Origin of the sequence: Lutispora thermophila DSM 19022 (assembly GCF_900142105.1) — a bacterium.
Lineage (GTDB): Bacteria > Bacillota > Clostridia > Lutisporales > Lutisporaceae > Lutispora > Lutispora thermophila.
Genome location: NZ_FQZS01000013.1, coordinates 86,152 through 104,384, shown reverse-complemented (window position 1 = coordinate 104,384; position 18,233 = coordinate 86,152). Strand labels below are relative to the sequence as shown.

At 34.0% G+C, this 18,233-nt stretch carries 17 protein-coding genes, 2 pseudogenes and 1 riboswitch; of the genes and pseudogenes, 2 read left to right on the top strand and 17 right to left on the bottom strand.

Going from position 1 to position 18,233, the window contains the following annotated elements; translation table 11 throughout:
• Nucleotides 1-129: 129 nt before the first annotated feature.
• From BUB48_RS10540 to BUB48_RS10485, 12 genes and pseudogenes are all read right to left on the bottom strand, one after another.
• Nucleotides 130-798 (bottom strand): TlpA disulfide reductase family protein, encoded by a 669-nt coding sequence (locus BUB48_RS10540; protein WP_073026192.1) that lies wholly within the window; start codon nucleotides 796-798, stop codon nucleotides 130-132.
• Nucleotides 752-1,642: a 4Fe-4S binding protein gene (locus BUB48_RS10535; RefSeq protein ID WP_207648335.1), complete on the bottom strand. Its 891-nt coding sequence runs from the start codon at nucleotides 1,640-1,642 to the stop codon at nucleotides 752-754. The genes BUB48_RS10540 and BUB48_RS10535 overlap by 47 nt, the downstream gene beginning before the upstream one ends.
• Nucleotides 1,635-1,769, bottom strand: coding sequence for a CD1871A family CXXC motif-containing protein (locus tag BUB48_RS18865; RefSeq protein WP_278308955.1), 135 nt, complete (start codon nucleotides 1,767-1,769; stop codon nucleotides 1,635-1,637). Before BUB48_RS18865 ends, BUB48_RS10535 begins: the two co-directional genes overlap by 8 nt.
• Before the next feature lie 162 nt (nucleotides 1,770-1,931).
• Entirely contained in the window at nucleotides 1,932-2,570 is a 639-nt protein-coding gene (thiT, locus tag BUB48_RS10530) for an energy-coupled thiamine transporter ThiT (RefSeq protein ID WP_073026191.1), read from the bottom strand.
• 83 nt (nucleotides 2,571-2,653) lie between these two features.
• Nucleotides 2,654-2,754, bottom strand: a riboswitch (TPP riboswitch).
• Nucleotides 2,755-2,817: 63 nt separating this feature from the next.
• Entirely contained in the window at nucleotides 2,818-3,306 is a 489-nt protein-coding gene (locus tag BUB48_RS10525; RefSeq protein ID WP_073026190.1) for a methylated-DNA--[protein]-cysteine S-methyltransferase, read from the bottom strand.
• A gap of 234 nt (nucleotides 3,307-3,540) precedes the next feature.
• Nucleotides 3,541-4,761, bottom strand: a complete 1,221-nt coding sequence (locus BUB48_RS10520) for an MFS transporter (RefSeq protein WP_084524502.1) — start codon at nucleotides 4,759-4,761, stop codon at nucleotides 3,541-3,543.
• A gap of 284 nt (nucleotides 4,762-5,045) precedes the next feature.
• Entirely contained in the window at nucleotides 5,046-5,825 is a 780-nt protein-coding gene (locus BUB48_RS10510) for an NAD-dependent epimerase/dehydratase family protein (protein ID WP_073026187.1), read from the bottom strand.
• Entirely contained in the window at nucleotides 5,822-6,586 is a 765-nt protein-coding gene (locus BUB48_RS10505) for a hypothetical protein (protein WP_139249966.1), read from the bottom strand. The genes BUB48_RS10510 and BUB48_RS10505 overlap by 4 nt, the downstream gene beginning before the upstream one ends.
• 81 nt (nucleotides 6,587-6,667) lie before the next feature.
• Nucleotides 6,668-6,979, bottom strand: coding sequence for a hypothetical protein (locus BUB48_RS10500; protein ID WP_073026185.1), 312 nt, complete (start codon nucleotides 6,977-6,979; stop codon nucleotides 6,668-6,670).
• Between the two features lie 206 nt (nucleotides 6,980-7,185).
• Nucleotides 7,186-7,398 (bottom strand): radical SAM protein, encoded by a 213-nt coding sequence (locus BUB48_RS19135; RefSeq protein ID WP_073026184.1) that lies wholly within the window; start codon nucleotides 7,396-7,398, stop codon nucleotides 7,186-7,188.
• A 284-nt stretch (nucleotides 7,399-7,682) separates the two neighbouring features.
• Complete coding sequence (locus BUB48_RS10490) at nucleotides 7,683-8,312, bottom strand: B12-binding domain-containing radical SAM protein (RefSeq protein ID WP_073026183.1); 630 nt, start codon at nucleotides 8,310-8,312, stop codon at nucleotides 7,683-7,685.
• Nucleotides 8,313-8,415: 103 nt separating this feature from the next.
• Nucleotides 8,416-9,559 (bottom strand): annotated as a pseudogene (locus BUB48_RS10485) (IS3 family transposase).
• 461 nt (nucleotides 9,560-10,020) lie between these two features.
• Between BUB48_RS10485 and BUB48_RS17555 the strand changes: the two are divergent.
• Nucleotides 10,021-10,314 carry an IS3 family transposase gene (locus BUB48_RS17555; RefSeq protein WP_333782591.1) on the top strand — a complete coding sequence of 98 codons (294 nt, stop codon included), beginning with the start codon at nucleotides 10,021-10,023 and terminating at the stop codon, nucleotides 10,312-10,314.
• Between the two features lie 67 nt (nucleotides 10,315-10,381).
• Here the strand turns inward: BUB48_RS17555 and BUB48_RS10470 are convergent.
• Nucleotides 10,382-10,786 (bottom strand): annotated as a pseudogene (locus BUB48_RS10470) (IS982 family transposase); the annotation flags it as partial.
• 53 nt (nucleotides 10,787-10,839) lie between these two features.
• On the bottom strand, nucleotides 10,840-11,154 hold the full coding sequence (locus tag BUB48_RS10465; RefSeq protein ID WP_073026182.1) for a radical SAM protein: 315 nt from the start codon (nucleotides 11,152-11,154) through the stop codon (nucleotides 10,840-10,842).
• Between the two features lie 573 nt (nucleotides 11,155-11,727).
• Between BUB48_RS10465 and BUB48_RS10460 the strand changes: the two genes are divergently transcribed.
• Nucleotides 11,728-12,300: a phosphotransferase-like protein gene (locus tag BUB48_RS10460; protein WP_073026181.1), complete on the top strand. Its 573-nt coding sequence runs from the start codon at nucleotides 11,728-11,730 to the stop codon at nucleotides 12,298-12,300.
• 148 nt (nucleotides 12,301-12,448) lie between these two features.
• Here BUB48_RS10460 and BUB48_RS10455 read toward each other — a convergent pair whose 3' ends face one another.
• The 3 genes from BUB48_RS10455 to nuoE are packed head-to-tail and all read right to left on the bottom strand — an operon-like array spanning nucleotide 12,449 to nucleotide 17,989.
• On the bottom strand, nucleotides 12,449-15,679 hold the full coding sequence (locus BUB48_RS10455) for an NAD(P)-binding protein (RefSeq protein ID WP_073026180.1): 3,231 nt from the start codon (nucleotides 15,677-15,679) through the stop codon (nucleotides 12,449-12,451).
• Between the two features lie 26 nt (nucleotides 15,680-15,705).
• Nucleotides 15,706-17,487 (bottom strand): NADH-quinone oxidoreductase subunit NuoF, encoded by a 1,782-nt coding sequence (gene nuoF / locus BUB48_RS10450; RefSeq protein WP_073026179.1) that lies wholly within the window; start codon nucleotides 17,485-17,487, stop codon nucleotides 15,706-15,708.
• 1 nt (nucleotide 17,488) lies between these two features.
• Entirely contained in the window at nucleotides 17,489-17,989 is a 501-nt protein-coding gene (nuoE, locus tag BUB48_RS10445; RefSeq protein ID WP_073026213.1) for an NADH-quinone oxidoreductase subunit NuoE, read from the bottom strand.
• Nucleotides 17,990-18,233 lie beyond the last annotated feature (244 nt).

Below are 18,233 nucleotides of genomic sequence, written 5' to 3'. Positions count from 1 at the left end.
TTTATTTTATCGTTAAATCTAATTATATTATATATCAAGGGATAATTTTGTCAATAAGAAAGGCTTATGCGGAAAATGTAAATTAAAAATTTATACATTCCTAGCATTATAAGAAAAGGCTTGTAACAATTACAAGCCTTTCAATGCATCATCTATCAGTTTTGAAAATTCTTCTGTTGAGCGAGCCCCTGCTATAACTTCCCCTATCAACTCCCCTTTGCTGTTGACTAACAATGTAGTAGGTACATACATAATCTGCTCCAGGAAACCTTCTATTAAACTCTCTGTAGTTATTATGTTCCTATATTTACCTCCCTTTAACTCCAGTATTTTCTTAGCAGCATCAACTTCATTATCTGCCAGAATAGCTAAAACTCTGACGCCTTTATCTTTATACTTTTCTTCTATTTCCTGCAACACAGGAATTTCTTCTATACACGAGGGACATGTTGTAGTCCATACATTAACAACTGTTAACATATTATCAGCAAAAAACTTGTTTGTTATTTCATTGCCGTCAAAATCCATGGATTGAAAATCAGGTATCCTGTATGCAGCATCTTTCGAAGAAGTGCTTTCATCAATACTTCCTTTGTTATCATTGTTAGAGTCTTCTTGAGATTCCGGCTTTGAAGTTTCCACACCTTCTTCAGCCGTTTCATTACTTTCTTGGAGATTTTCTTCCGGCTTTTGTGTTTCTTGCGTTTGCTTTGGCTCCTCTAGTTGTGCTTTACTTCCACATGCTGAGATACTAATGGCAATTATCAGCACCAGAGCCAGCATCCAAAACTTTTTCATGATTAAATCTTCCTTTCTTATGAGTTATAAAACATGACTTGACAGCATTTGTAGGACACTTTCCTATACATTTGCCGCATCTTATACACTCAGGGCTGTTAGCATTCTCATAAACTTTGATGCCAACTGGACAGTTTTTGTTGCACTCATTGCATTTTGTACACTTAGTTTTATCAACATTCATCCTATAAAAGCTTACAGAGTTAAATAGTGAGTACATGGCACCTAAAGGACATACAGCCCGACAAAATGGTCTGGACATCAGCATTGAAAATATTATGGTCGCTATTAAAAGTCCAAGCTTCCAGTAAAACAATATGCCTATAGCCTCTCGCAAAGCAGCATTTTTAATTACAAGAGGTATGCCTGCCTCCAATGTACCTGCAGGACATATATATTTGCAAAAATAGGGCAGCCCTACTCCTACTTCATTTGTTAAAAATGCTGGAAGCAACAACACAAACACCAAAAGGAAAAAGTATTTAAATTTACTTAGGAGTTTTGGCAACTTAAACTTCTTAGAAGGAATCTTATATAAAATCTCCTGAAAGAATCCAAAGGGGCATAACCATCCACATACAAGCCTTCCCCCTAGTGTGCCTATAAGCATTAAGAATCCTATTACATAAAGAGAAACCTGATGCTTAAATCCTGCTGCCACAGACTGGAGCGAACCTATTGGACAAGAAGTATAGGCACCTGGACAGGAATAGCAATTAAGGCCGGGAAAACAAACAGATTTCAACTTTCCTCTATATATAGTTCCTTTTGCAAAACCTTCTATGTACCCATTGCCAATAATGGTGGATGCTAATTGAACAACTCTTCTATTTATACTAGCCAATTCCCATGCACTCCAAACAGATATTTATTGCCTTCTGCAGGACTTCTGCCACTTCTCCCCTGTAAACCCCCATTGCGATTAATGCAAATGACATGAGCAATAACAAGTACTTAACCTTTTCATTCATAATGTTAACCTCCGAAATAAAGGATACTAAATATTATTAACATTATACCAAATATATACGGAATGCCAATGATTTTTAAGATGTATAAACAAAGGCTGAAGCTTATAAAATACAGACTTCAGCCTTTCAGATCACTATGAATAAATTTTGTCTCTTATTCTTCTATGCAACAGCACTGCTTTTTAGTTTATCAATGGCAACCTTAAACTGAGGAATAAGTGATATAACTAAGCAAATTGCTGTTTCCACACCAATGAGCAAAAAGTTTACGGTAAATGAATACCATATGGGGTTCATACCCTCCGGTGCATATACTCCAAAGAATATGAAACCGGATATAAAATGTGCCAGAAATCTCCCAAAGCCACCTAAAACAACACTGATGGGAAAGTGCTTTCTGTCCAAGCCGGCCAATCCCATAGCTGCAAAGGCTATAGGATAATCAAGAAGCACTTGCGCCCAATGAACCACATAAGGATCTTGAATAAACTGAAGAAATCCATAGGCTATGCCTGCAATAATACCTGCCTTAACTCCAAATATATAGGCAAATATAAACATAGGCAACATGCTTCCAGGGGTTATAGACCCACCTTGAGGCCAACGATAAAGCCTGATATAGGATAGTACAAAGGACATGGCTATACATAACCCACCGTACACAAGAATTTTAGTGTTGGTTTTTTTCTTTTTTGACGTATAAGCTAAAAAAAGTGAGATTACAACAATAGCCATTAAAATGAGAATTGTAGTTTCTTTCAACTCTTTAAGCTTACCAAACATTTGGGTAAAATAATCCATTATAATACCTCCTTAATTAGTATGCCCTAGGAGGAGACGATTAAATATAAAAACCGCAACAAGCGTTGCGGTCATGATAAATCACTTAACCGAAACCGCTTCCCTTCGTTAGGATTAACTACACAGGTTCCAAGGGTCTGTGGCTTAAACCACACTCTCAGCAAAAGCTCCCCTAGCGGACATAGTCTATTAAATTTCAAATATAATATACTATTTATTTATATAAGTGTCAAGGTTATTTCGAATATTACCTCAAGTACTTTATATCCCTATACTCTATTCCCTCTATCTCAAACAATTTTCTCTGAACATCAAGTCCTCCTGAATAGTTGGATATCATTCTTCCCGTCCTGATTACCCTGTGACATGGAACAATTATTGGAACTGGATTAGCTTTGTTTGCTGTTCCTACAGCACGGCTGTATTTCTTTCCTCCTAAAGATTCTGCAATCTCAGCATAGGTGCGAAGCTCACCATAAGGTATTTTCAAAAGCTCATTCCATACCTTTTTCTGAAACTCGGTACCCTGCAAATCCAATTTAACAGTAAATGTCTTCAGCCTGCCTTCAAAATACTCTTCAAGTTCCTTTTTGGCCTGGATTATATATTCATCTTCTTTTTCTTCACATTCACATGGAGACTCTTCATCTTTATTAAAATTCATTGCCATTAAACCTTTTCCCGATGATTTCAAACATATTCTTCCTATAGGAGAATCCATGCAGGATGTATACATAAACAAAACCTCCCTATACGTAAGTGCCGACATCCTCATGATGTCGGCACTTATTCGATTGATACTATAAAGATTTTATCACATAAAATCTTGTTTTGCCAGTATGCCGGTTTTAAAGCTTAAATTGCTGCTTTATTCAATATATAAATTATAGAAAAACCCTTTTTATTAACCTCACTTACGCCTAATTATAACCAAATAATCACAATCTATCATATATCTTCTCCTCTTTACCTAAACACTATCATCACTGGCTATGTTTTTATGTAAATTCTTCCTTAAAAGAACAACGAAATTAAGGATAACGGATATGACAGAGACTATAGTAAATGACATTCCTGGGCCAAAATATTCATAAAAAATAGGTGAAATAGCTATTCCTAATAATGCACCAAATACAATTAATATTTTATAAAACGAAAATATCCTACCTAACAACTCCTTTGGTATATTTTCCTGTATAACAGTATTTGAGTAAACACCTTGAATACTTTGCAAAAGTCCGTATAAAACTAAAATTACCAGTGTAATTATAGGTGAACCGGAAAATCCGAAAACAATATATGAAATGCTGATTAGTGTTGATGAAATAATAAATATGTTTACTTTTTCATATTTTTTTAAAACTTTAAGAGAGATAGGAACGGCTAAGCTCCCTATTGCCAAAGCATAATCAAAATATATAATCCCTTCCGGTCCAAGCTTAAGCAAGTTATCTGAAACAGCTACTTTAAACACTTCGTAAAATCTTCCCAGCATGCCGTAGAAGAACATTATAATAAAAATTATTTTAACATTTGAACACTCGGACAATAATTTAAATCCTTCTATACCGGACTTTATTAGTCCTGTTCTCTTCTCCGTACTGTTATATGATTTTTCATAGTTTATAAGTAAAAACAATATGCTTGCAATTAGAAAACTTACAGCGTTTATTATAAATAGGACATTTGCTCCATAATATGTATATATTATTCCGGATAATGCCGGAGATAAGAATAATATGATAGTCTGCAAAACTGAAAAAATTGAATTAGCATTAGCTAAATCATCTTTTTCTACAATTTCCGGTAACATTGCATTTTCAGCGCATTGATCTACATCATTAAGTGATTGCAATAAGAAGGCCAAAAAATAGCTTAACCAAAGATTATCTTTATTTGTTAATACAAACAAAAATGCAATGGGAATACTCAATGCATTTGTAAACACAATAATTTTCTTTCTATCATACTTATCCGTAATTATTCCGCCTAAATATTGCATTGGTATTCTTAAAATACCTCTAAATAACCACATAATGGCCACAGAACCTACTGAGTTTGTTTGGCTATAAAGATAAATGGTTATAGCTATGTTATATAAATAATCACCAATTCCCGAAATAAACCCCCCCATACATAGCAAGGATAGATTTCTGTTTCTTATCAAGTCTCTATACATTTTTACCTCCATATAATATTAAATAATTTCAAATCTGTTAACTTTTATATAAGCTTGGTTTAGAATAGCCTTATATTTTTGAACAAAATTTTTCTCCGAATCACTGATAAGAATATTAGTGTTATTTATCGAAAGACCTGCTTTACATACTTTCAATATCCAATTATCAATAGATGTACTTCGATAGCTATAATCATTTTCAATATTATTAATATCTAAGATAATATTATCAGGTATAGGAATTTTATATTTATACTTATTATTTGCATTTGATAATAACTGTTTAGGAACAATCATTAAATCCAATTTTTACCAAGTATTTCACTTATTTTAACAAGAAAACTAGTGAAAGTTAATATTTCAGATTGTGCAACATTATATGTCTTATTAAATGCTTTTTCGTTTAGTAAAATCTGAGAACATAAATCTGCAATATCATCATTATATACGCATCTTACAAGAAAATTTTCCATTATATGCTCATCAGATATTACTATAGAAAATCCATTTTTAATTCTGCTAATATACCAATTAAAATGACCATGTTTATCATTTTCTGAATATACTTTTGAAGGTCTAATTATTGTATAATAAAATGCATTTTCTTGATACAATTCTGTCATAATCATATATTCACATTTCATTTTTTCTATAGCATATATTTCATTCTTACTTGCTGAAAGTAAATCAAATTCCTTTATCTTATTTTCTATGTATTTCTTATCAACAAAATCTTCCTTTAGCAATAATCCTTTTTGAAAAAAGCTATATACCTGAAAACTACTAAAAAATACGTATTGTTTTATTTTCCCCTTAAAACATCTTTTAATTGATTTAATATCCTCAATTGTAAATGCTACTAAATCAATAACTACGTCATAATTTTTATCTTTAAACGTATCATAAAATTTAATATGATCATGTCTATCTATTTTAATATGTTTAATTTTGTTGCTACTGGTCATAACTTTTGATATTCCTCTACTAGCAATGTCTATATCCCACCCATTAGATAATAATTTATTCGCAATTACTGATCCAATTGTGCCTGTTCCTCCCAAAATTAAAGCCTTCACATAACCACTTCTATACTCTTTTCTATATCACTAATATTAAATAAACATCCTAGAACAATAACCCATAATCTAAAAATACTTAAATCATAATTTGATGTATCTAAATATTCTGATGCTGTATGAGTTCTTCCACCTATACCTATTCCAATTGCAATTGCATCAATATTACAGCTTAATAAGTAATCAAGCTCAGAATTAACTACTACACTTTTGCAAGTTAAGCCAAGTCCATTGTTAACTTTATGTACTAACTTTAGTAAAGTAATTGATTCTGATAATAAATACTTTTTCCTTTCATCTATAATCTTAAAAAAAATAATATAATTTAAATCTATGCTAAAATAATTATTAATTTTTTCAATTTCTTCCTTTATAATCTTTAAACTATTGTTAGTTCTAATTTCAAATTGAGTATATGAAAATTCAGGTATAACATTTATCGGTGAATTAACATATAATCTATTTACATTCAATGAAATATTCTTTTCTAATTCTAATAATTTACTTTTTAGCAATACAATATATTGGCAAAGATGCACACTTACATCTCTTTCTATTATATTGTTTTTACTATGACCACTTTCATCTGATACTAATAGACAACACCTGAGTAAATTTAAATTTTCATAACATATATATGGATACTCTCCATCTACTACTATTGCTATGTCTGGGTGAATTTGCTTTACAACATTTTTTATACCCTTCAAACATCCTAAGCCTTCCTCTTTAGTTGTAATTGCAAAATATACTTCTCCCACAAAACTTACTTGTAAGTTTATCATTAAGTTACTAATATAAATTAATGCTATTATTCCAGAACAGTTATCAAAAATACCAGTTCAAAATATAAAATTAAATCCTCTTCTTATATTTTTATTAATGCATATTTCATCCGCATGTGCAGAAAGTAGAACTTTCACACCATTTTCTCTACCTTCAATTTTCCATAATAAGTTTCCCTCTCCATCTATATATGCATTTTTAATTCCAATTTCATTTATTATTCTTTTAATATACATACATCTTTTATTCTCTAAAAACGTTAGTGCAGGAATCTTACATACTTCAATTAAATCATTTATCATGTTATCCTTATTATTCTTTAAAAAAAGAAGTGAATTTTTTAATATATCAATTATATTTGAACTCATATTACATAATCCTCATTAAAAAATCTATTATATATAAGAAACTGTTCAAGCATCTTCTTATAGTTAACTAATATTTCCTTATTATGCTCAAAAGTATAATAAGGTGTATCCTTATAATTTATCCAGTAATCATCGCTTATTAGTCCATCATTCAACAATTTCTCATACATATCTGTTTTAGGATATATCTTTGCTATGTTTACACTTCAAGCATGTGGTCTTATAATTGATAATAATTCAATTGTCTCCTTAATTGATAACTCATTTTCACCTGGATTCCCGACCATAAGTGATACTCTAGTTTTAATTCCACATTTCTTTGTAATTTCAAATGTTTTTATGATTTGATCATAATCTATATTTTTATTTATATTCTTAAGAATAGTTTTACTTCCAGATTCTACTCCATAACTTATCAATACGCATCATGCAGCACTCATAAATCGCAATAATTCTTTATCTACCAGATCTACTCTTGTTATGCATCCCTACTTTATATCAACCTTATTATTTATTAATAAAGTACAAAACTTAATTATTCTTTGTCTATTTATAGTAAAAATATCATCCCAGATAAAAATAAAGTTTCTTTTTTTTCATTTTTGAAAAATATTATTTCATTAACTACATCATTGATGTTTCTACTTCTATATCTCCTATTCCAAAATTTTTGTATTGAACAATAGCTACAGGAAAATGAACATCATCTAGAAGTAATAATACTTGCACCTCTAATTTCTTCATCAGCTTCGATAGGGTATATACCAAATGAGTTAAAATATTTTTTATAAAAGTCATATTGATCAAAATCAACCACATTCCATTCTGGCCAAGGAATACTATCTAAATCAGAAATGAGTTCTCTCGAAGCTGTCTTAATAATATTACTGCAATGCTTAAATACAATACCGTTTACCTTATTCAAATCTTCATTATCCTTTAATGCTTTAACAACTTCACAAATAGTTATCTCACCTTCACCATCAATGATTATATCAACTTTATAGTTTTTTAATATTTGAGTAGCCATAAATGAAACATGAACTCCTCCTAAAATTATCTTTGATTCTGGAATTAACTCTTTTATTTTATCCACTATTCCTATAGTTGAATTTCGCTGCTCTGTAAAACAGCTTATACCAAAAATATTAGCTTCTTTTTTTATTAAAATATCATTAAATCTCTCATAACAGCTATTAATATTTAAGTCTAAAAACTCAACATCTATCTTCTTACTCTTTAAAGCAGATACTAAATATAGTAATCCTAATGGTGGCAAAATTCCTAAGTTATTATTCTCCTCATTTGGTGGATTAATTAAAACTATGTCCATATTTATATCTCCTTATAAAATTATTAAATTACCTTACCCCGATAAAATAGACACAAAGAATGGCTAGATTTCTCTTTTTTCTTTGTATCTATTCAATTTTCAATTAAACTATAACAAACGACCTTTCAAAATCTGCTGGAGATTTGTATCCAAGTCTTGAGTGAAGTCGTATGCGGTTATAAAAAACTTATATATAATCAAATACTGCTAAACGAGCTTCTGCTCTTGTTTTAAACCTTGTTAAGTAAATAAGTTCAGTCTTTAATGTGCCAAAGAAGGATTCCATACAAGCGTTGTCATAACAGTTTACTTTGCGGCTCATGCTCGATATAAAACCATGCTTCTTTAGAAGTTCTTGATATTCATAGCTTGCATACTGAGTACCTCGATCAGAATGATGGATTATTCCTACAGGAGGATTATATCTTCCAATAGCCTGTTTTAAAGCATTTATAACAAGTTCTTTAGTCATTGTGCTATCCATAGCCCAGCCAACAACCTTACGATTAAATAGGTCAACAACTGCAGCAAGATAAAGCCAGCCTTCATCTGTTGGTATATATGTTATATCTGCTACCCAAGCCTGGTTAGGTGATGTCGGATTAAAGTTTCTATTTAGAATGTTATCATCAACTGGATAATTATGCTTTGAGTTAGTAGTAGCCTTGAACTTTCTCTTTGTCTTTGGACTTATATTATTTTCTTTCATCAAACGGGCTACGCGGTTTTTGATGCATGAGATACCTTGACTCTTAAGAGCATAAGTAATCCTTGGGCTTCCATAAGTTTGGCGAGATTGGTTGAATACTTTCTTGATTCTCTCTACCAACTCCTCGTTTAATTGCTTACGGTTGCTCTTTGGACGTTTAAGCCATGCATAATAGCCGCTCCTTGAAACTTCAAGCACTTGGCACATCTTCTCCACCCGAAACATGGAGCGGTATTTGTAGATAAAGGAATAGGCTACTTCTGGTGTTTTGCGAAGATGGCCGTGGCTTTTTTTAGTATGGCATTTTCCTCCTCAAGGTCAGCAATGCGTTTTTTAAGTTGTCTTATTTCCTCATCTTGAGGTTTTAAGTTACCACTGCCAGGGAAGGCATCGTCACTATGTATTTTGTATTCTTTTATCCATTTGCGAACTGTATTCTCATGAATATCAAGTTCTTTTGCTACACTTGAAGCACTCCGTCTTGTTCTAAAACTAGACGAACAGCTTCAATCTTAAAATTTTTATCAAAGCGTTTCATTGATGGACACCTCCATATATTATGGTTTTATTATACCAACCATTCTCTGTGTCCATCAAATCGGGGTAACTTCAAAGCTTACTATTGCACTAAAAAAGTACAAGAACCTCATCATAAACAAAAAAAAGGTATATCGTCTCTGTAAAGAACTCGACATATTAAGGTCACAACGAATAATAAAACCAAAGCATCCTAAAAAGACAGCAAGAAACAAAACAGTAACAGGTTCTAATCAGTTATGGCAGCTAAATATTAAATATGGATGCATTGTTGGAGAGGATAGATTTTTCTTCGTATTATCGTATATAGATGTATTTGATCGCAGTATAGTATATTACCATATGGGTTTTCCTGTACTGCTGATGATGCCGTTAACACATTGAAAAGATCTCTATGTCACAGGAATTTATATGATAAGGACAAAAATCTAGTAATACGTTCAAGACAATGGTTCTCAGTTTATCAGTAATATATTCCATGATGCTTGTATAGAGTATAAAGTAGAACATAAGAAGATACCATTTAAGAGTCCTAATATGACAGCTTATATAGAATCGTATGAAAGCATCCTTGAAAGAGAATGTTTCTATGTTTATGAATTTCGCACATATGCTGAAACATATGAGGAGGTAGCTAGGTTTTTAAAATTCTATAACAGCAAAAGGATCAATGGAAGTATTCATTGGTTATCACCAGAGGAATATCATCAAAGAGTTTTAAATAGAACAATTAAAGGTATAGAGATAACTGCATAATGTTTGGCGAAGCGTACCATTTACATGGAGGGGCGGCCATGATAGAATACTCCACTGGTCAGGCCAATGTTTTATGAAAATGTGCTCTTCCAAATTTGCATACTGATATAGGAATACTGTCACTAATCCTGCATGGCTGGTTTACATGTTCTGTAAGAACAGAAATCTTCTTTCGTATTTCTTCTATTACAGCATGAAGATTTCTTCTGATTTTATTAAACCTAGACCTGCTACAGAGTCTTGGAAACAAGTCTGTAATATTCTTTTTACAAAAACCAAACCAGGCATTTTCTGAATCAATAGTTAGTAATTCTGCAACAATACTTAAGGTAATTATTTTACTATCCCTCATCTTAGAAGTATTGATATTGCAACGATTTTTAATATGTGTTAGAGTAACTTTCTGGTAAATGTCGTCAATTATGACATAGGCGACAGTAATAAAGTTTTTTAAATCTCCAGTTTCTTTGATAGAATAGTTCCTATGAGACTACAGCATATATGTGATCCCTATCATATTTGGCATTAATGATAGGTTACATATAAATATGGTATAATTTTCTCATCAAATAAACCATTAGTAAAAATATTCACTTTAATACTATATTTCTTATGAATTTCTATTATTTCTATAATACTTGGGTGTATTAATGGTTCTCCTCCCTGCCAAGATACATTTTTTATATTATTTTTTACACATAGATCTAGTATAGTATTTATTTCCTCTAAACTCATATGATTTTGATTTTTTGCTCCAATTAGAAAATCATCAGCAAAGCAATATACACACTCCCTATTACAGTAATTTGTTAATCTTAATCTTGGTATTATATAATTCATTTTTTCCTCCTTATGATATAGTAAGATACCCTCTTTTGTGTACTTAAATCATCAACTTATCTGAAGTGTACCAATCTTATGCTAACAATTAATTTTATATTAATAGCTTAAGTAAACTTGAAAATTAATTACAAAGCAAGTTCGTGTTTGCTTTTAAAATGCCTTTTAATTTTTAAGACATAAAGCTATTTTATAAGTTCTAGCTTAAAAAAGCTTTCAATTTTTTATCTTTGTAGGATAATCCTTTTACTTAAAGAGTTATTTGTAATCAGAAAACAAGCTAATTTCATCACTATTCCTATGGATAATATGAATTTAGAATGTGAGAAATACCTCATAAAAAACATGTATCATTATGATTTGGCTCTGCTTTATGATGACTTGTTTGCGATAACCGGGGACAAGCTATTTCTAGAGAAAAAAGAAGCATCACTTTCAAGCAATGCTGTCAGACGCAATGTAGTTATTTATCCATCCTAATATTTGCTATATGTAAATCCCTTATAAATTTGAAGTATTCTTATTGATGTGCTATAATTAAGCAACATTTGCAGCTTTGAAGGAAGGGATAGAGTGAATAAAGGAAAAGTTATATTTTTAAGCGGTACATCAAGCTCTGGAAAAAGTTCATTAGCAAGAAAAATACAGGACATTTCAGAAGAGAAATTCTATCATGTTCAAATCGATACATTCTGCGATATGTTACATGAAAAATTTTTTGATAATGACTTTATAAATACGGAGAATTCAGTTGCCTCTATAATGCATAATTTTATTATGTATCTATGTAAAAATGGACAAAATGTAATAGTTGATACTGTCATTGAAAACCATCATGAGAATTGGTTAAGAGAATGTGTAGAATTATTACACGATATGCCAGTCACATTTGTAAAGGTAAATTGCCCTTTGCATGAACTTGAAAGAAGAGAGCTGGCCCGTGGAGATAGAGCTATAGGACAGGCAAAATCCCAGTTAACTAATATGGATTTTAATACTATTTATGATTTAGAAGTAGACACCCATGAAAACTCAACAGAAGAATGTGCAAAAATTATTATAAATAACACGAAATGTGAAAATGAGCAAAATGCATTTAAAAAGATATATGAAAAGTATAAATACAATCCTATAAGCTCAATATAAGGCAATAATATAATCATACAAAAATTAATATAAAACTAGGGAAAGTCTAAATCACTTCCCTTAAAAAATTATATGTTATCAATATTATGTTAAAACTTATTCTAATATTTTAATGCCGGCATCATTATGATGCCGGCATTGATTCATTTTATAGTGAAACTATCACATCAATATTTGATTTTCCAGTTTTAGGCTCTATAGCCTTATTAACTTTCTGTGTTCTTCCTTCGCTGTTTGTATATGTGCCTTCTGTTTCTGCAAAGCTGTTCAATGGAAGGACCACATTAGCTAACTTGGCTGTCTCAGTTAGGAACATATCGCATACTGCAAGGAAGCCTGCTTCTTTAAGTTGCTTTTCTGCTTCTGCATTTTCTAATCCTACTGGATCTTCACCAAATACCAATACAGTCTTATCCTTTAAGCTGCAACCATCGGCTTTGAAGGCTTTAACACCTGCATTAATTAAGCCTAGGCTGTTTGGCTTATTTTGCATAACAAGTATGCTTTCTGCACCTTTGCCAAGGGCTTTTACAAGTTCTGCAGCAGCTTTTGCTTCTTCATAGCCTGCAGCTCCGCCTATGATAACCAATAGGTTTGCATCAGCCTTAAGCTCATCCTTCAATGTAGCAGCAGCTTCGCATACTGCCTCGCCCTTAACTGCCTTAGTCAAAGCTTCAGTAAACTCTTTGACTTTGCTATCATCTACTCTTACAACTTTATTTGCATACTTGTCAAGTTTTGATACTGTCTGGCTTACCATTATAAGTTCAGCACCCTTTTCTGCTGCCGCCTTAACCATAAGGGCTGCTACAGGGTTTTCTTCCTTTATGTCAAAACCTAAGCACAATATAACGTCTGCTTTATTGATGGCTTCATAGGAAGCTTTTTCATAATCCTTGCCGAACACATCCTGCAAGCCATATACTGCATCTTTCAATTCAAAACTGTATAACTCATTGAAGTGCTTCTTCAACTCAGCAACTTCTTCATTGGTAGCTTTTTGAGTTACAAATCCAACAGCTTCTTTTGCTTTAATGTTTTCTGCCACTAATTTCATGGCTTCTTCCCATGTACCCTCAACCAATTGTCCGTCTTTTCTAACCATAGGCTTATTGATTCTATTTGGTGAATTGATGAAGCTGTTTTGGAATCTTCCCTTTTCGCAAAGATTTCCGTTGTTTACTCCCAATCCTGCTTCTGAAGTAGCTCTTACAAATACATCACCTGCTGTATGAAGTTTAACTGTACATCCAGTTCCACAGTGGTTGCATATGGTTTCTGTAATCTTCTCTGCAAAAGGTCCTGGCTTTGGAAGCTGAACCTTTTCTGTCAAAGCTCCTACAGGGCATGTAGATACGCACTGACCACAGGATTCGCATCTGCTATCCTCACCAAAAGGTCTAACAAAGGATGGTTCAATGGTAGCATTGTATCCTCTGGAGATAAAGCCCAAAGCTCCTGCACCTTGAACTTCAAGGCATATCCTTATGCATCTTCCGCACATGATACATTTGTTTTTGTCTCTGCTTATGAATGGATGGCTTTCATCTATAGGATGCTTTGTGATTGCTCCTGCCAATCTGTCTTGTTTTGCTCCATACATTGTAGCAAATTCTCTCAGCTTGCATTCGTGTACATCCTTGCAACCACAAGACAAGCATCTCTGTGCCTCTGCCTTTGCCTGCTCTTCACTGAAGCCCAGCTCAACTTCTTTGAAGTTGTGCTTTCTTTCTTCCTTGCTGAGCATTGGCATTCTCATTTTTTCTTTCTTTTCATATTGTTCAAATTCTTTCTTATCCATATCTTCAAGCTTCTTAGCTTTCACATGGTTGTACATCTCAGGAAGCTTCTCGATCTTCTTGCCCCTTAGATATTGATTCATGGAATAAGCAGCTCTTCTTCCTGCAGCTATAGCTTTGATGGCAGTCTGAGGACCTGTTACCACATCACCGCCGGCAAACACACCTTCTATGTTTGTCGTTAATAAGTCTTCATCAACAACTAATCTGTTTCTATCTACCTGAAGCTTGAAGTTATCATTTACAAAGCTCAAATCCTGAGTCTGGCCTATAGCACCTATTACAAAATCTGCAGGCTTCTGGAATTCTGAACCAGGTATTTCTATAGGTCTTCTTCTGCCTGATGCATCTGGTTCACCCAGTTCCATTCTTACAAATTCTATATATATTGGTTTTCCTGCTTCACTGACAATCTTCTTAGGAGCTACCAGGAATTCAAATTCCACTCCTTCATATTCAGCTTCTTCTATTTCCATTTCATGAGCAGGCATTTCCTTCTTGGTTCTTCTGTAAGCAATTGTAACCTTTTCTGCTTTAAGCCTCAAGGCTGTTCTTGCAGCGTCTATGGCAGTATTACCACCGCCTATAACCACTACATGCTTGCCAGATAGGTCGATATTATGACCTAATCCTACTCTGCCTAAAAAGTCTACACCGGAGTATACTCCCATAGGACAAGCTTCGCCTTCGCAGCCTATTGGCTGTCCTATTTGTGACCCTACACCTAAGAATATGGCTTCATATCCATCTCTCTTTAGGCTTTCATAGGTTATATCCACGCCAAAGGTTTTTTCATATTGTATCTCTACGCCTAATTCCTTTATAGTTTCTATTTCCTTGTCCAAAATAGCCTTAGGCATTCTATATTCCGGTATACCATATCTCAACATTCCGCCGCCTTTAGGCCATCTTTCAAATATGGTAACCTGATGTCCTTCTTTCGCAAGATAAAATGCACAGGAAAGACCGGCAGGCCCTGCCCCTATAACTGCTGCTTTCTTGCCTGTTGAAGGCTTCTTCTTTGGCACATAGTGATTACCGCTGTTCAAATCATAATCAGCAGCGAATCTCTTAAGATAGTCTATTCCTACCCTCTCATCAACCAAGTTTCTTCTGCATTGGTCTTCACAAGGTCTTGTACATACTCTTCCGCATACAACCGGTAGGGGATTCTTTTCCTTAATGAGTTTTACAGCTTCTTGATATTGACCGTTAGCAATGTGTGCTATATAACCTTGTATATCTATACCAGCAGGACATGTCATGCTGCATGGAGCCATGCAATCTCCATAGTGTTGAGAAAGAAGAAGCTCTAAGCACATTTTCCTAGCATCGTTTACAGCTTCTGTCTCAGTCCTTACTACCATTCCCTCTGTAACCTGGGTTCCACAGGCCAGCATATTTCCTCTTGCGCCTTCTACTTCAACCCTGCAAAGTAAACAAGATCCGAAGGGTTTCAATCTGTCATCGTGACAAAGAGTAGGTATCAATATATTGTTTTCTCTTGCCACATCCAATATAGTCTGACCAGGGTTGGCAGTAACTGCTATTCCATTTATGGTTAAGTTAATTTTTCCCATAATTCTCTACCTCATCCCTTTACTAATTATTCAACAATTATTGCATCAAACTTGCAGGTTGCCATGCAGGCTCCGCATTTTGTGCATATGCTGCTATCTATCTTGTGGGGTTTCTTTACCTCACCGGAAATAGCCTTAACTGGGCAAACCCTGCTGCAAGCAGTACAACCCTTACATTTGTCTTCAACAACTTTATATTCTATCAACGCCTTGCATTGTTTAGCAGGGCACTTTTTATCTCTTATGTGAGCCTCATATTCATGTCTGAAATATTTTAGAGTAGTCAGCACCGGATTTGGCGCAGTTTGTCCCAATCCGCAAAGGGAATTCTTCTTTATATTTTCACATAATTCTTCAAGCAGCTCTATATCTCCCTCTTTGCCTTCTCCCTTTGTGATTCTTTCCAATATTTCAAGCATTCTCTTTGTTCCAATTCTGCAGAATGTGCACTTTCCGCAGGATTCTTTCTGAGTAAATGTGAGGAAGAATCTTGCTATGTCAACCATACAGTTGTCTTCATCCATTACTACCATACCGCCGGAACCCATGATTGCACCTGTCTGATTTACAGAATCATAATCAATTATTGTATCGATAAGATCTGCAGGTATACATCCTCCGGATGGTCCACCCATCTGAACAGCCTTGAATTTCTTTCCTGAAGATGTTCCTCCACCGATATCATATATGATTTCCTTTAGCGGAATTCCCATTGGAACTTCAACCAAACCGCCTTTTGCAATTTTTCCTGCCAAAGCAAACACCTTTGTACCTTTGCTCTTTTCCGTACCGTATTTTGCAAACTCTGATGCACCGTTCAAAATTATATAAGGCACGTTGGCATAGGTTTCAACATTGTTGATGTTTGTAGGCTTATCAAAAAGTCCTTTTACAGCAGGGAATGGAGGTCTCATTCTTGGCATGCCTCTCTTACCTTCGATGGAAGCCAATAGAGCTGTCTCTTCACCGCACACAAAGGCTCCTGCTCCTTCTTTGATCTTTATCTTAAAGTTAAAATCTGTACCCAATATGTTCTTGCCAAGTAATCCTCTTTCTTCCGCAGCTTTTATGGCTATCTTCAATCTCTTAATAGCCAAAGGATATTCGGCTCTTGCATATATATATCCTTCATCCGCTCCAATGGCATAGCCTGCAATCATCATTCCTTCTATTACAGCATGAGGGTCTCCTTCAAGAACGCTTCTGTCCATGAATGCTCCTGGGTCACCTTCGTCAGCATTACAAACAATATATTTCTTTGTACCTTCAGAAGCCCTGGCAAATTTCCATTTCATTCCCGTCGGGAAGCCGGCACCTCCCCTTCCTCTTAGGCCTGAATTAAGCACTTCCTCAATTACCTGTTCCGGTGTCATTGTCTTTATTGCTTTTTCAATGGCCTTATATGCATCCATAGCTATTGCTTCATCTATGGACTCAGGGTTAATAGCACCGCATCTCCTTAGTACTATCCTCATTTGCTTATTAAAGAATGAGTCCTCGGATGTTTGCATATCATCTGCTTTAACAATCCATTCAACAACAGGTTTTCCTTCAATAACATGTGATTCAAATATTTTATTAGCTTTTTCTGGAGTAACTTCTCCATAGATCATGCTTTTGCCATCAGGATCTATTACTTCTACCAGCACTTCTTTATAGCACATACCCATACAGCCTGTTTCATCAAGAGTTACCGGTACATCTGACTTTCCAACAACTTCTTTGAAAGCTTCATAGACTTTATTGCCGCCTGCAGCAATGCCGCAGCTTCCAAGGCCTACAATAATCTTATATTCGCCTTTTCCCATATTACTCACCCCTATTCTCATAGAATCCTCTTATAATTTTCCTTGCCTTATCAGGAGTAAGTCTCCCATACGTTTCATCTCCTATCATCATAACGGGAGCAAGACTGCAGCATCCCAAGCATGCAACAGTTTCTAAAGTGAACCTGCCATCCTCTGTGGTGCCTCCAACTTCTATCTTTAATTCATCAGCCAGAGCTTCAGCCACCTTTTCTGCCCCATTAACATGGCAAGCAGTACCAAAACAAAGCTTTATTAGATTTTCGCCTGTAGGTTTCAATCTGAATTGAGAATAGAAAGTTGCTACACCCATAACCTGAGAAGGATGCAGGCCTGTCCTATTGCAAAGCTCATCAAGAATGTCCTGTGGCAGATAACCATAAGCTTCCTGAATATTTTGCAGTATAGGGATTAAGTCTGCTTCTTTTCCTTCATACTTAGCCATTATCTCGTCAAACTTGTCAAAATAATGGCTGCGTTCATTACAACAGCATTTGTTGCTCATCAACAAATGCACCTCCCTTTTAAAATATTCAACCCATATGCTACTTGCTTTTATATATAAGAAAGGCTTCTATTGAATTATTATAAACATGGAAGCCGCTCTTTCATCTAATAAATCAAGCAAATATAAGGAATTTTATGCTTTCCCGTGAATTCATAAAAAAACAACAATTATATTATATGTTATAAAATTATCAGTGTCAATTTTTCGACCTATATAAAAAACATGGCTGAAGGCTACCAAA